Raw genomic sequence first — 14583 nt, 5'->3', positions numbered from 1 at the left:
TTAGTAGGTTAACAAAGACTTAAACTGTTTTAATTTTCCGCTTTTAGAGCGTTTTAATGCTTGGTGTCGCTCAAAAGCAATTTCTAAACCGTCTTCAAGATAGCGTTTTATTTCTGTCTTTATGGTTTGTTTTTTAACTTCTGAAATTTCAGATTGAGCAACATAATCTATTTTGAATCGATTTTTATTTTCCTGAGTTATTACAAATTCTTTTACATTACCATCATCTTCAATAATTGCTTTGGTGACGTAATAGAAAGTAAGTCCCGGAGACTTTTTTCCGCTGGGTAAAATGGCGATATCATTAGTTCTCCCTGTTAAATGTTTTAAGACGGGTGTTTGTAAAGTACTGTCCTCAGAGAGGCTTCCAGTGTCGCCTATATCGTATTTAATAAAAGGATGGGCCTTATTGTATAGAGAAGTTATTACGATACGACCTTCTTCGCCATAAGGTAAAGCAGCGTCGTTTTCGTCTAATATTTCAACCAATAGTGTATCGCTGTTTACCTGCCAATGGGAATCTGGATTCTGAAATGCAATTAAATCTAATTCCGAAGCTCCATATTCGTTAATTACAGGGATTCCAAAATAGTGTTCTAACAGTGTTTTGTCATCAGGAAAAAGCATTTCTGAAGTCACGACACAACATTTTAATGTAGGGCAAAGCGCTTTTAAATTTATAGATTTTGCTTTTAAAAATTTAGCAAACAAAACTATGGAACTAGTATACCCGTTTATATAATCGAAAGGTTTATTCTTAAAAATGTTTAAATACGATTCTAAGGCCTGTTCACTTAAATCGAAAATATTAAAGCGGTAGCGCTTGCTTAATCGGTCTTTAAAACGTTCCTTAAAATGACCTTTGGTATCTAAAGGAATTCCGTAAAATCTCGCTTGTAGCGAGGTGTTAAAGTTGATGTCGTACCAATTAAACCTATTTTGTATTTCAGCCCAAGTTAAAGCGTGGCAAAACTTATCCTTAGCAAAAATAAAGGGATCGCCCGAAGAGCCCGAAGTTTTATTTATATATACATTTTTTTCTGTAAACCCTTCAGATAACCTGTTTTTAAGAGGCTGCTGTAAGTCCTTTTTGGTCATTACAGGCAGTTTTTTCCAGTCGGTGTAATGTGTTTGTTTACATAGTGTTTTGTAAAAGGAATTGTGCTTTAGGTGATAAGATACAATGTCTTTTTTTTTCGAATCCAAATAACCTTTATAATCACTTTCTGATAACTCATGGATTTCACTAAGTACTTCTTGTGCCTTTATTAAAGGGAAACCATTTAGTTGTAAGGAAAGATTAAAAAGATTCAAAAGGTTTAGGGATGATAGGTTTTTGTAAAATAATTATTTTTTACGCGCAAAAGCAATTATTTTTGCAGCAAACTATATTACGCATGACAATTTTAATTCTAGGTTCTGGCGGAAGAGAACATACTTTTGCCTGGAAAATTTCTCAAAGTCCTTTATGTACTAAACTTTTTGTTGCTCCGGGTAATTCTGGAACAGCTGCTATAGCCGAAAATGTAGCAATTGGTGTAACCGATTTTGAAGCTATTAAAAACCTGGTTTTAGATAAAAACATAGATATGGTTGTTGTCGGGCCGGAAGATCCCTTAGTACAAGGTGTTCACGATTTCTTCCTAAACGATGAATCCTTAAAACATGTGGCTGTAATTGGCCCGGAAAAGGCGGCAGCAGAGTTAGAAGGAAGTAAAGAATTTGCTAAGCAATTCCTTTTTAGACATGATATTCCTACTGCAGCGTATCAAAGCTTCGACAAAACCAATGTTGAAGCGGGTTATGCTTTCCTTGAAACTTTAAATCCACCATATGTATTAAAAGCAGATGGTTTGGCCGCTGGAAAAGGTGTGCTTATCCTAAATGATTTAGGCGAAGCTAAAGCTGAACTAAAATCGATGTTGGTAGATTCTAAATTTGGTGCTGCAAGTACAAAAGTGGTTATAGAAGAATTTTTAGATGGAATTGAATTAAGCTGCTTTGTTTTAACCGATGGGGAAAACTATAAAGTATTACCTACAGCTAAAGATTATAAGCGTATTGGTGAGGGAGATACTGGGTTAAATACCGGAGGAATGGGTGCTGTATCACCAGTGCCTTTTGCTACAGACGAATTTTTAGAAAAAATAGAAACCCGTATTGTTAAGCCTACAGTAGAAGGTCTTAAAAAGGATAATTTACCATATAAAGGTTTTATTTTTATAGGACTTATAAAAGTTGGGAACGATCCTTTAGTGATTGAATATAACGTAAGAATGGGAGACCCTGAAACGGAAGTGGTTTTACCAAGACTTAAAAATGATATGGTGGAGTTGTTACAAGCTGTTGCTAACGGTACTTTAGATCAGATTGATTTAGAAATAGACCAGCGAGCAGCAACTACTGTAATGACTGTTTCTGGCGGGTATCCTGAGGCTTACCAAAAAGGTATGGAAATTACAGGATTAGATGCTGTAGAAGGTTCTATACCTTTCCATGCTGGTGCCGATTTAAAAGACGGTAAAGTAGTAACTACTGGAGGTAGAGTTCTTGCCATGACATCGTATGGTGATACGTACCAGGAGGCCATAAAAAAATCTTATCAAAATATAGAAAAACTACATTTTGATAAGATGTATTATCGTAAGGATATAGGTTTCGATTTATAGATAAGAGTGTGCAGAAACACTTTTATCTTCTTCGTTGTTATCGTTAAATGTTTTTAATTGAAGCATCCAGTATACGAAAGCAACAAATCCTATTAGGATAAAAATCCAAGAAAAAGTGTTTGCTGCAAACCAGTTTTTAAGTTCTAATGCTCTTAAAGCATCTAATGGAGCAAACAATACATTAACAAATAAATCCTGTATTGCGTAAAAGAAATCTTTCATAGTGTAGTATATTTACAGAGCAAAAATACAAAAAGAGTTAATGATTACAAGCATTTTTAGTAAATCTAAACCTATAAACTTTATTGTTGTATTTGGTATTACACTGCTAACTTTTTTCGCTGCTCATTTTAAATACGGAGATCCCGCTGTTCTAAAAAGCCATGGTATTAAGCAAGTTATTGTTTTTTGTATTGCTTTTAGTTCGGTTTTAATTTTAGATTTTGTAGTACTTAAAAATAAACTCTCTCAAAAAAGTAGCTACGAAATTTTGCTGTATGCTCTGTTTTTAGCTACAATTCCGCAGACGATGTTGAACGAAAATATCGTGTTTTCAAATTTTTTCGTGCTCTTAGCTTTGAGGCGTATCTTAAGTTTAAGATCGCATAAAGACATAAAGAAAAAACTGTTGGATGCAGCATTCTGGATTGGTATTGCATCTCTGTTTTACTTCTGGGCTATTTTATTTGTTATCCTTATTTATGCGGCATTATTCTTTAATTCCATACCAGGTCTTAAAGATTGGGTAATTCCTGTTTTAGGTGTGGTTTCGGTGTATGTTCTTGGAGTGTGTTATTCTATTGTAGTGTACGATGATTTTTTTACAGTTTTTAATTTAAGACCTGAAACAAGCCTTGATTTTAATATTTACAACTCTTTGCAATATGTGGTGGGGTTAACTTTATTAATATCATTCGGGATCTGGTCTTCTGTGTTTTATATCCGTACTATTAATTCTAAGAAACGTGATATTAAACCGGGTTATAAAATTATTTTAATCGCGGTTCTGGTGGCTTTTAGTATCATGATATTATCACCGAAAAAGGAAGGTGGTGAGTTTTTGTTTTTATTCGCGCCATTAGCGATAATTATTACGAATTACCTGGAAACCATTCAGGATAAATGGTTTAAAGAGTTGTTTCTGGCAACTTTAATTTTGGTCCCAATAGGATTGTTAATGCTGTAATTTTTCTCCAAAACAAAGGTCTCCGGCATCACCTAGCCCCGGGACAATATATCCTTGACTGTTTAATTTGTTGTCTATAGTTGCAATCCATAAATGAGTGTCACTTTCAAAATTGTTTTCAACATATTTTACGCCTTCTGTAGATCCTATAACGCTTACCAGATGGATGGCTTTTGGGGTTCCAAATGGTTTTAAGGCCTCAAAGGTGGAGCGCATGGATTGACCCGTGGCTAACATAGGATCTGCAAGAATTAGGGTTTTGTTTTCCAGAGAAGGGCAGGCAAGGTATTCGACTATAATTTCAAAATCTTCTGAGTTGTTTTTGTGATGACGATATGCTGAAATGAAAGCATTATCGGCCATGTCAAAATAATTTAAAAGGCCGTTGTGTAATGGAACGCCGGCTCTTAAAATAGAACACAATACTATATTACTTTCCGGAATCATGATCTTTGATTGCCCTAAAGGGGTTTCAAAAGTTTGAGCTTCATAGTCCAGAGTTTTACTTAATTCGTAAGCCAGTATTTCTCCAACACGTTCAATATTGCGTCTAAACCGCATGCGGTCGGTTTGTTTGTTTAAAGCTCTTAATTCAGAAATAAAGACATTCAGGACCGTGTTTTCTTCAGATAAATTGTGGATATGCATGACTGTCAGCTATGGTGTATGGTAAAGTTAATTAATTAGAAGTATATTTGCACTCTAAAATAAAAATCATGTTTACAACTAAGGCAAATGCCATTTTTCAGGAAGCAATCAACCAATATCATATTATAAATACCGTCGATCAGGATTTTACTAATCCATATAGTGAAACTGAAGATTTAATCGCGCATTTATTGTACAGAAAATGTTGGATTGATACCGTACAGTGGCATTACGAAGATATTATTCGCGATCCGCAAATAGATCCTGTAGCTGCGTTAAAGTTGAAACGACAAATTGATGCTTCGAATCAGGACAGGACCGATATGGTTGAATATATTGATAGTTATTTTTTACAGCAATATAAAGATGTAACACCTAAGGAAAGCGCCACTATAAATACAGAAAGCCCGGCATGGGGAGTAGATAGATTGTCTATTCTTGCGCTTAAAATTTATCATATGAATGAAGAGGCAACACGAGAAGATGCGTCTGAAGCTCATAAAAGTGCCTGTCAGGCCAAACTTGATGTTCTTTTAGAACAACGTACAGATTTATCTACAGCGATAGACACTTTACTTAATGATATTGCTAATGGCGATAAATACATGAAGGTGTATAAGCAAATGAAAATGTATAATGATGACGAGTTAAACCCTGTATTACGTTCTCAAAAATAATTAGCATTTAAGCTTAAATGCCAAAACAAAAACAACATATTTTAGTCATACGTCTTTCTGCAATGGGAGACGTTGCTATGTCTGTCCCTGTTTTAAAAGCAGTGACAACTCAATATCCAGAGTTGAAAATTACAGTTTTAACCCGGCCGTTTTTTGCGCCTTTTTTCCGGGATTTACCGCAGGTTAATGTTTTTGAGGCAGATTTAAAAGGAGCTCATAAAGGTGTTTTGGGTTTGTTTAAATTGTCTAAAACGCTGAAAAAACAAGGGGTAAATGCTGTGGCGGATATTCATAATGTACTGCGAACAAAAATCTTAAAACTGTTTTTTGGAGGAACAGCTTTCAAACAGATTGATAAAGGTCGGGCAGAGAAAAAAGAATTGACTCAAGGGAAAATATTTATGCCCTTAAAATCTACTCATGAACGATATGCCGATGTGTTTAAAGCTTTGGGTTTCCCTGTTGATTTGTCTCAACCAGCATTTTCAAAACCTGTTATTTTATCTGACAAGCTTTTGAATATAACCGGGAGTCACGATAAAACATGGATTGGAATAGCGCCATTTGCAGCGCACGAAAGTAAGATGTATCCGCTGGAACAGATGAAAATGGTGATAGCAGAATTGTCTAAAACCTATAAAGTGTTTTTGTTTGGAGGTGGTAAAAAAGAAACCGAAATTTTAAATGAGATTCAGGTTGAATTTGAAGGTGTTATAAACTTAGCGGGGAAACTAAATCTGGATGAGGAATTAGATGTTATTTCAAATCTTGATGTGATGCTTTCCATGGATTCCGGAAACGGCCATATGGCAGCTATGTTAGGTAAAAAAGTAATTACTATTTGGGGTGTAACACATCCTTATGCGGGATTTGCTCCGTTTAATCAACCGGCAGATTATTGTTTAACGGCAAATAGAGAAGAGTTTCCTTTAATTCCAACATCTGTTTACGGCAATAAATTCCCCGAAGGATACGAAAAAGTCGCGGCGAGTATTGCTCCGGAAACAATTATAGAAAAAATAAAATCCGTTATTCAAAATTAGAGTAACGGATTTTTTATCTTAAGTAAAGCGATTAAATATCTAGTCTGTATAGTTTTTAAACATCGTCGTAATCTACAACAATAGTTGGGGTAGTAGGATGTGCCTGACAGGTTAATACCAGACCTTCAGCCAATTCACTATCGGTTAAAATATTGTTCTGGCGCATGGTTGCAGCGCCTTCTGTAATTCGTGCAATACAACTGCTGCAAATACCACCCTGACAAGAATAAGGAGCGTCTACGTGCTTGGCAATTGCGGCGTCTAAAATAGATTGTTTTTGAGACATTACGAATTCTGTTTCTTCGTCGTCTACTATTATTTTTATAGCTGTTGTGCCGTCGTTAGCAACTTCAGTAGGAGATTGAGTTTCTGTGGCTACCGGACTTGTAAATAATTCGAAATGTACATTCTCATCAGCAACACCAAACTCTTTTAAGACCTCTTTAGTGGTGTTAATCATACCTTCAGGTCCGCATAAATAATAACTGTCTATGGTTTTATGCTTGTAGGTGTTTTTAAGCAAGAAATTAACGGTGCTTTTTTCTATGCGACCAAAAAGCGCATTGTCTTCCTGAGACTGACTAAAAATTAACTGTATTGAAAAACGGTCGATATAGTCGTGGTGAAGCGCCAAAAGCTCTTTAAAAAATATAGTGTCCTTGGGCGTTTTGTTACCGTAAATTAAAATAAAATGACTGTTTGGTTCTTGCTCCAAAATGGTTTTGGCTATACTCATTATAGGCGTAATACCACTACCAGCGGCAAATGCAGCAATAGTTCTGGTTTTAGAAGCATCCGGTTCGAAAGTAAATCTACCGTTAGGTTCTGCAACTTCCAGAATATCTCCTGTTTTTAAGGTCGTATTGGCGTATTTAGAAAATAAACCATCTTCAACGGCCTTTACAGCTACTTTTAATTCGTTACTTTCCGGAGTAGAGCACAGCGAGTAATCACGGCGCACTTCCTGTCCGTCTATATTAGTTTTTAAAGTAATGTATTGACCAGCTTTAAAACTGAATTTATCTTTTAAAAATGAAGGAAGCTCGAAGGTAATAGTTACTGCAGCTTCGGTTTCTTTATTTATGTTTTGGATTGCAAGTTTGTGAAATGCCATTCGTAATATTTTTTGCAAAAGTAATAAACATCCTATTGAAAAGACTTTTGATTGTAACAAAAAGTGTATTAATATTACTTATTATTAGTCAGTAACAACCAATTAGTATGATTAAACACTTTTTAAGCTTCGAATGGAAACAATTTGTTAGAGCATCTTATTTTAAAAAAGGGCTGTTTGTAAAAATTATACTGGCGCTCGTTGTTTTGTATTTTTCGGCTATAGCTCTTGGTTTGGGGTTAGGAGCATTTTACATTATAAAGAAGGCTATGCCGGAATCGGATCCTCTAGTGGTGGTAAGCAATTATCTAATGTACTGGTTCCTTTTCGATATTGTTTTCCGGTTCTTTATGCAACAACTTCCGGTAATTAATGTAAAGCCACTAATGGTTTTGCCTGTAAGTCGAAATCAAATAATTCATTTTCTTTTGGGTAAAACGATAATTTCGTTTTTTAATGCCTTACCCTTGTTTATGTTTATTCCGTTTAGTGTTATTTTAATTCTAAATGGCTATAATGTTCTGGGTGTTTTAAGTTGGCTTACGGGGTTAATATTTATTACTCTGAGCATTAATTTTACCAACTTCCTGATTAATAAGAGTAATACTGTTTTTTATGTTGTTTTAACGGTTTTGGTGGGCGGTATAGGTTTGGAGTATTTTCATGTTTTTAAGATATCTCAGCCTTTAGGTGCTGCAATTTATGGACTATACAAGTTTCCGTTGGCGGTAATTCTTCCACTCGTTTTGTTGCTTGTTTTGTATGTGGTGAATTTTAAACAAGTGCGTTCCGGGTTTTATTTGGACGACGTGGTTTCAAAAAAAATAAAGGAAGTGGAAACAAGCGATTTATCCTGGTTAGACAGGTTTGGGACTATGGGGCCATTCTTGAAAAATGATATTAAATTAATATGGCGTAATGCACGGCCAAAACAGGTGTTAATGGTGTCTTTTATGTTTTTGTTTTACGGGGTTATTTTCTTTACTAATGAAAAATATGAGCAGATGCCTGCTATTTTAGCTTTCGCAGCCATGTTTGTAACCGGTGGATTTTTAATTTCATTCGGGCAATTAATACCCTCCTGGGATAGTGAGTATTATAAACTGTTAATGAGTCAGAATATAAAGTATAAAACCTATCTGGAGTCTAAGTGGTATTTGCTGGCAGTTGTTGTGGTAATCTCTTTTATTTTAAGTACGCCATATTTGTATTTTGGTTGGAAAACCTATGGGATGATTGCTGCCGGAGCCTTGTTTAACATTGGTTTAAATTCATTTATCACCTTATTTGGAGGGGCTTTAAATAGAACTCCGGTAGAGTTAAATGTAAAAGCCAAAGCATTTAGTAATATGCAGGGGTTTAATCCCACGCAAATGCTTATTGCAATTCCAAAGCTTGTTTTACCCATGCTGTTTTTTTATGTGCCTTATAAACTGATAAATTTTGAAGCGGGTATAATTGCTTTAGGGCTAAGTGGAATTCTGGGAATTGTGTTTAAATCGTTCTTTTTAAATCAGATTGAAAAAATTTATCAAAAGGGAAAATACAACACCATTAAAGCGTATGCTCAAAAACACTAATTAAAAAGCTATTACACATGATAACAACGAATAATCTTACTAAAAAATATAACGGTACAACCGTGTTAAATATAGAGCATCTGGAAATCCCCAAAGGACAAAGTTTTGGACTTGTAGGGAATAATGGGGCTGGTAAGACTACTTATTTTAGTTTGCTTCTGGATTTAATTGAACCGACATCTGGTGTCATTGAAAATAATTCTATTGCAGTACACGAAAGTGAGGCATGGAAACCCTTTACTTCGGCATTTATAGACGAAAGTTTTTTAATTGGTTATCTTACAGCGGAGGAATATTTTTATTTTATCGGTGAACTTCGAAATCAGAGTAAAGCCGATGTTGATGCGCTGGTGGCTCAGTTTGAAGATTTTTTTCATGGTGAGATTTTAAATCAGAAGAAATACCTAAGGGATTTAAGTAAGGGAAATCAGAAAAAGGCAGGAATTATTGCAGCTTTAATTGGGTATCCGGAAGTCATTATCCTAGACGAACCATTTGCCAATCTGGATCCTTCTACACAAATAAAACTGAAAAAAATTATTAGAGATCTTGCGAGTAAAAAAGGTATTACTATTTTGGTGTCCAGTCACGATTTAATGCATGTAACCGATGTGTGTGAACGTATTGTGCTTTTGGAAAAAGGCGAAATAAAAAAAGATCTTGTAACCAGTAGTGAAACCTTAAAGGAGCTGGAGGATTATTTCTCGAATACGGCTTTGGTTTAAAAGTCAATCTGTTTTTTAGGTAAATTCAAAAAGATGCTTAATTTTACGCTTTTGCATAATAATAGCAAGACTTTATAGTTATTTATTTGATTAAATATACCAACGTTGAAAACATCTTTTAAGGTCATTTTTGTTGCATTTTTTTCTGCTGTAATTGTAATGAGTTGTTCTAGGAAAAAGGACAAATTTATAAGCAGAAATTTTCATGCAATGGCCACAGAATACAATACACTTTATAACGGCTACATTGCTCTTAATGAAGGTCGCGAACAACTAAACGATGGTTATAAAGATAATTACTGGCACATACTTCCGGTAGAGCGTCTGGAAGTGTCAGAAGACATCATGCTTCCCGGAGCCTCTAAAAATGAAAGCTTTTCTAGAGCCGAAGAAAAGGCAGCCAAAGCCATTCAAAAGCATTCTATGAATATCGATGGCAAAGAGAAAAATCCGCAAATGGACGAGGCGTATTTGCTTTTAGGCCAGGCGAGATATTTCGATCAGCGTTTTGTGCCTGCCTTAGAAGCCTTCAATTATATTTTATATAAATACGCTTTGAGTGATAAGATTAATGAAGCTCGGGTATGGAGAGAAAAAACCAATATGCGTTTGGAGAATGATGAGTTGGCCATTAAAAATTTAAAACGCTTGTTGCGTCTGGAGCACCTGGAAGATCAGGAATTGGCAGATGCTACGTCAACTTTAGCACAGGCTTATATAAATACTAAATCATTAGACAGCGCGATTACACAATTGGAGATTGCAGCCAATGCAACGAAGAAAAATAATGAACGGGGACGGTACTTATTTATAAAAGGGCAATTGTACAATGCGTTGGGGTATAAAGATAGTGCCAATGCTACTTTCGATCGCGTTATCGATATGCATCGCAAAATTCCAAGACCATATTATATTGGAGCTTATGTGGAAAAGGCAGAGAATTTCGATTATGAAAATGGCGATAAAATAGCTTTCGCAGATACGCTTCATCGTTTAGAAGAAGATCGTGAAAACCGACCGTATTTAGCAAGAATTTATCACCAGATAGGGGAGTATTATTTAACTAATAATATGGATTCTCTGGGTGTAGCGTTTTATAATAAATCTTTGCGCTCCAGAAGAGACGACAAAGAGTTAAATGCAAGAAATTACAACGTACTCGGGGATTATTATTTTGATGAGGCTGAATATAAAACCGCTGGAGCTTATTATGATAGTACTTTAACAAATTTACAGGTAGATTCTAAACCTTACCGTGTTGTGAAGCGTGAACGCGATAATTTGGTCGATGTTATTTTGTACGAGGATATTGCAAAAGTAGACGATAGTATTCTTAATCTTGTAGCCATGAGCGAGCCTGAGCGTTTGGTTTATTTTGAAACTTATACGGCAGATCTAAAGGCAAAGGCAGAATTAGAACGCGAAAAGCAGGAGGAAGCTGCCAGAGCACAGGAAATGTTAAGTTCGAATAAAGGGTTTAATGTGAATACTAAAGGTTCCGGATTTCAGGATAGAAGTAACCCAAAGAATAACACAACATTCTATTTCTATAATACCACTACGGCCTCTTACGGAAAAAATGAATTCGTTAAAATCTGGGGGAACAGAAATAATGAAGATAACTGGCGATGGTCTAATATGAATGCTGTATCGACTGCAGTGGCAATTGGCGGTGTAGATGCTGCTAGTTTAGATTTGGATGCGGATATTTTTCAACCAGAGTATTATATAGAGCAGATTCCTTCAGAAGAAAAAGTGATTGATAGTATTGGTAAAGAAAGAAATTACGCTTATTATCAGCTAGGTGTAATTTATAAGGAAAAATTTGGCGATTACGAGTTGTCGAAAGACAAGTTAAAGACCTTGTTGAATAATAATCCGGAAGAACGTTTAATAGTTCCTGCCAAATATAATTTATATAAGGATTATGAATTGTTAGGACAAACGGGAGAAGCAGAAATAGCTAAAGCCGATATTATATCCAATCACCCGGATTCGCGTTATGCCGAGATTTTATTACACCCAGAGCAAGGTGTTGAAGCCGATGCCAATAGTCCGGAACATGTATACGAAGCTGTTTATTCTAGGTTTGAAGCTCAGAAATTTGGAGAGGTAATCACCTTGTGCGATGAAAATATTCGGAAATTTCAAGGAGAGGATATTGTAGCTAAATTCGAGTTGTTAAAAGCAACGGCCATTGGGAAACTGTATGGTTACGATGCATATGCAAAGGCTATAAACGAAGTTGCTGTTACTTATGCTAATTTAGAAGAAGGACAGCGTGCCGAAGAAATATTAAAAAACGTATTACCTAAAATTAGCAATACCGAATTTGAAGATAATGATTTAAGTGCGAGCTTTAAAGTAGTTTTTACTTTCGAAAACAGTACTGAAGAAGAAGTAAAGTCTTTTTACGAACATTTGGAAAAGGAATTGAAAAAAGTAAAGTATTACGACTTAACGGCTTCATTAGATGTGTATTCTGAAGAAATAACTTTTGTGTTGGTACATGGTTTTACTAACTTAGTGGTAGCAGAAGGCTTTAAAGATTTGTTTAAAAAGACAGATAAAGACAGAATAACAAGACCATATTTTGTAATTTCGGCGCAAAACTATCAAACAGTTCAAATACATAAGAATTTAGATCATTATTTAAATCAAAATAAATAACCCCCAAAATCTATATATCATGTTTAACGAAAGTAAAAAAGACAAGCACCAGGCTTTAGATGCTACTCAAAACCAAAACCTAATTGCTCAAGGCACCAAATTTGTCGGTGATTTAACCAGTGAAGGCGGTTTTAGAATTGATGGTGTTATTGAAGGAAATTTAAAAACACCTGGTAAAGTTGTAGTTGGTAAAACCGGTTTAATAAAAGGGACTTTAGAAGGGACAGATGCCTATTTTGAAGGTCGTTTTTCTGGAAAACTACAATTATCAGGAACTTTAACTTTAAAATCTTCGGCACAGATAGAGGGCGATGTTATTGTTGGTAAATTAGCAGTAGAACCGGGAGCAACATTTGATGTGACTTGTGTTATGAAAAGCGCAGTAAAATCTATTGCCAATGAAAGAAAAGCCGAAAAAACAGCTTAATAATTATATCAAGTTTTCCACTATGGCTTTCCAGATGGTGGCCATTATTGGTGTATTAACATATTTAGGTGTCTGGCTGGATGATAAATACCCTAACGAATACAGTATGTTTACCATTATATTTTCGTTATTGGGTGTTACAGGTGCAATTTATATGATTATAAAGCAAGTAACGAATCTGAATAAAGAAGAGTAATTTTTAACGTATATTAATGAAGCAAAAACTACGCTCTTTTTTGATGGTGTTAGTGCCATTTACTTTAATCTTATATGTAATACAGGTGTTTCTTGTGCGTCAGTTACAGGAAACACAGGTATTTCAGTTACACACGTGGAGTATTTATCTTTTTCATTTTATATCTACATTAACTGTATATGTTTCGGTAGCCTATATAAATCAGATTTTGCCCGATAAAACGGGATATGCATTTATGGCTTTAGGTTTATTGAAAATGTTTGCAGCTATAATATTTTTACTCCCTTTAATATTACACTCCGTAAATACACCGGTTAGCGATGTGCTGGCGTTTTTTGTCCCCTATTTTATTTTTTTGCTTATCGAAATCATCTTCGTTATCAACCTCTTAAATCCAAAACCTTAGTTTTTTAACAATTCTTTAAAAAGTGTCAAAATACTAGTAAAAAAAATAGTTATTAACTTTTTAATGTTAATTAAAAATGTACCTTTGCAGCGAAATTTGGAGACCGTAAATTTTATTTAAAAAGGTATGATGATAGCAAAAAATACTATCAAATGTTTTGTAACAGTTTTATTAACTGTGCTTCCGTTTTTTAGCTTCGCCTCTGATAGCAATCAACACGGGGAGGAAAAAGAGTTTAATGCAAGCGATTTAATCAACAGCCATATTGGCGATTCTCACGAATTTCATATGTTCGATTATAACGGGCATGCGTATTCGTTTTATCTTCCGGTTATTTTGTGGACAGATAATGGTTTAACTGTATTTTCTTCAAAAGAATTTCATCATGATAACAGCGGTCATCATGTAGTGCAAAAAAACGGACAGTCTTTTGTTCGTGATACAGAGGTAATTTATTATGCCGATAAATATGAAGGCTTAACAGAAGATAGTAAAAGTGCATTAAATTTTGATGTGCGTCCTTTGGATTTTTCAATCACGAAAAATGTGTTTTCTATGTTGATGTCTGCAATTATACTATTTATAGTATTTGCTTTTGCAGCTAAATCTTACAAGACAAACGATAAAGCTCCTAAAGGTCTTGCTGGGTTCCTAGAGCCTTTAATTACTTTTGTTAGAGATGATATTGCTATTCCTAATATTGGGGAGCACAAGTATGCGAAGTTTATGCCTTACTTGTTAACGATATTTTTCTTTATCTGGATAAACAACCTTATCGGGTTAATTCCTTTCTTTCCGTTTAGCTCGAACTTAACAGGAAACATTTATTTCACGTTTGTATTAGCGTTTATCACTTTTGTGGTGACAACTATTAACGGAAATAAAACATATTGGAAGCACATATTAATGCCGCCGGTGCCGAAGGCATTATATCCAATCATGATTCCTATTGAGTTTATTGGAATGCTAACTAAGCCATTTGCATTAATGATTCGTTTATTCGCGAACATTACGGCTGGTCACATTATTATTTTAAGTTTGGTGTCTTTAATATTTATATTCAAAACTGTGGCTATTGCACCGGTGTCTGGAGTATTCGTTTTATTTATGAGTGCTTTAGAGTTAATGGTAGCGGCTTTACAGGCTTATGTATTTACTTTATTATCGGCATTATTTATAGGTCAGGCTGTTGCCGACGACCATCATTAACATTGAGTTTTTTTAATTATTAACTATATAAAT

General features: G+C 34.9%; 15 protein-coding genes. 11 read left to right on the top strand and 4 right to left on the bottom strand.

Going from position 1 to position 14583, the window contains the following annotated elements; all coding sequences use genetic code 11:
• Positions 1 to 1314 (bottom strand): phenylacetate--CoA ligase family protein, encoded by a 1314-nt coding sequence (locus I3217_RS12795; protein ID WP_435050153.1) that lies wholly within the window; start codon positions 1312 to 1314, stop codon positions 1 to 3.
• An 83-nt stretch (positions 1315 to 1397) separates the two neighbouring features.
• Between I3217_RS12795 and purD the strand changes: the two genes are divergently transcribed.
• On the top strand, positions 1398 to 2669 hold the full coding sequence (gene purD / locus I3217_RS12790) for a phosphoribosylamine--glycine ligase (protein ID WP_435050152.1): 1272 nt from the start codon (positions 1398 to 1400) through the stop codon (positions 2667 to 2669).
• On the opposite strand, the gene I3217_RS12785 is transcribed toward purD, so the two are convergent.
• Positions 2664 to 2891 (bottom strand): DUF6341 family protein, encoded by a 228-nt coding sequence (locus I3217_RS12785; RefSeq protein ID WP_435050151.1) that lies wholly within the window; start codon positions 2889 to 2891, stop codon positions 2664 to 2666. The genes purD and I3217_RS12785 overlap by 6 nt on opposite strands.
• 40 nt (positions 2892 to 2931) lie before the next feature.
• Here I3217_RS12785 and I3217_RS12780 point away from each other — a divergent pair, with 40 nt between their 5' ends.
• Positions 2932 to 3855 (top strand): DUF6427 family protein, encoded by a 924-nt coding sequence (locus tag I3217_RS12780; RefSeq protein WP_435050150.1) that lies wholly within the window; start codon positions 2932 to 2934, stop codon positions 3853 to 3855.
• Here the strand turns inward: I3217_RS12780 and upp are convergent.
• Positions 3844 to 4503: a uracil phosphoribosyltransferase gene (gene upp / locus I3217_RS12775; protein ID WP_435050149.1), complete on the bottom strand. Its 660-nt coding sequence runs from the start codon at positions 4501 to 4503 to the stop codon at positions 3844 to 3846. The two genes, I3217_RS12780 and upp, sit on opposite strands and share 12 nt — an antisense overlap.
• A 68-nt stretch (positions 4504 to 4571) precedes the next feature.
• On the opposite strand from upp, the gene I3217_RS12770 reads away from it, so the two are divergent.
• Both I3217_RS12770 and I3217_RS12765 read left to right on the top strand, forming a co-directional pair.
• Positions 4572 to 5180, top strand: coding sequence for a DUF4254 domain-containing protein (locus I3217_RS12770; protein WP_435050148.1), 609 nt, complete (start codon positions 4572 to 4574; stop codon positions 5178 to 5180).
• Between the two features lie 17 nt (positions 5181 to 5197).
• Entirely contained in the window at positions 5198 to 6223 is a 1026-nt protein-coding gene (locus I3217_RS12765) for a glycosyltransferase family 9 protein (RefSeq protein WP_435050147.1), read from the top strand.
• A gap of 55 nt (positions 6224 to 6278) precedes the next feature.
• Here the strand turns inward: I3217_RS12765 and I3217_RS12760 are convergent, their stop codons facing one another.
• Positions 6279 to 7337 carry a 2Fe-2S iron-sulfur cluster-binding protein gene (locus I3217_RS12760; RefSeq protein ID WP_435050146.1) on the bottom strand — a complete coding sequence of 353 codons (1059 nt, stop codon included), beginning with the start codon at positions 7335 to 7337 and terminating at the stop codon, positions 6279 to 6281.
• Positions 7338 to 7444: 107 nt separating this feature from the next.
• Here I3217_RS12760 and I3217_RS12755 point away from each other — a divergent pair, with 107 nt between their 5' ends.
• The 7 genes from I3217_RS12755 (at position 7445) to atpB (ending at position 14550) form a co-directional block, all read left to right on the top strand.
• Positions 7445 to 8917 (top strand): DUF5687 family protein, encoded by a 1473-nt coding sequence (locus I3217_RS12755; protein ID WP_435050145.1) that lies wholly within the window; start codon positions 7445 to 7447, stop codon positions 8915 to 8917.
• 17 nt (positions 8918 to 8934) lie between these two features.
• Positions 8935 to 9642, top strand: a complete 708-nt coding sequence (locus I3217_RS12750; RefSeq protein ID WP_435050144.1) for an ABC transporter ATP-binding protein — start codon at positions 8935 to 8937, stop codon at positions 9640 to 9642.
• 210 nt (positions 9643 to 9852) lie between these two features.
• Positions 9853 to 12312 (top strand): tetratricopeptide repeat protein, encoded by a 2460-nt coding sequence (locus I3217_RS12745; RefSeq protein WP_435050143.1) that lies wholly within the window; start codon positions 9853 to 9855, stop codon positions 12310 to 12312.
• A 19-nt stretch (positions 12313 to 12331) separates the two neighbouring features.
• On the top strand, positions 12332 to 12739 hold the full coding sequence (locus I3217_RS12740) for a bactofilin family protein (protein WP_435050142.1): 408 nt from the start codon (positions 12332 to 12334) through the stop codon (positions 12737 to 12739).
• Positions 12711 to 12935 (top strand): AtpZ/AtpI family protein, encoded by a 225-nt coding sequence (locus I3217_RS12735; RefSeq protein ID WP_435050141.1) that lies wholly within the window; start codon positions 12711 to 12713, stop codon positions 12933 to 12935. Before I3217_RS12740 ends, I3217_RS12735 begins: the two co-directional genes overlap by 29 nt.
• Before the next feature lie 16 nt (positions 12936 to 12951).
• On the top strand, positions 12952 to 13341 hold the full coding sequence (locus I3217_RS12730; RefSeq protein ID WP_435050140.1) for a hypothetical protein: 390 nt from the start codon (positions 12952 to 12954) through the stop codon (positions 13339 to 13341).
• Positions 13342 to 13470: 129 nt separating this feature from the next.
• Positions 13471 to 14550 carry a F0F1 ATP synthase subunit A gene (atpB, locus tag I3217_RS12725; RefSeq protein WP_435050311.1) on the top strand — a complete coding sequence of 360 codons (1080 nt, stop codon included), beginning with the start codon at positions 13471 to 13473 and terminating at the stop codon, positions 14548 to 14550.
• Positions 14551 to 14583 lie beyond the last annotated feature (33 nt).

The organism is Formosa sp. S-31 (genome assembly GCF_051172795.1).
In the GTDB taxonomy this organism is placed as follows: domain Bacteria; phylum Bacteroidota; class Bacteroidia; order Flavobacteriales; family Flavobacteriaceae; genus Formosa.
Note: the sequence above shows the minus strand (reverse complement) of the source record. Positions and strands in the feature narration are given on the sequence as shown.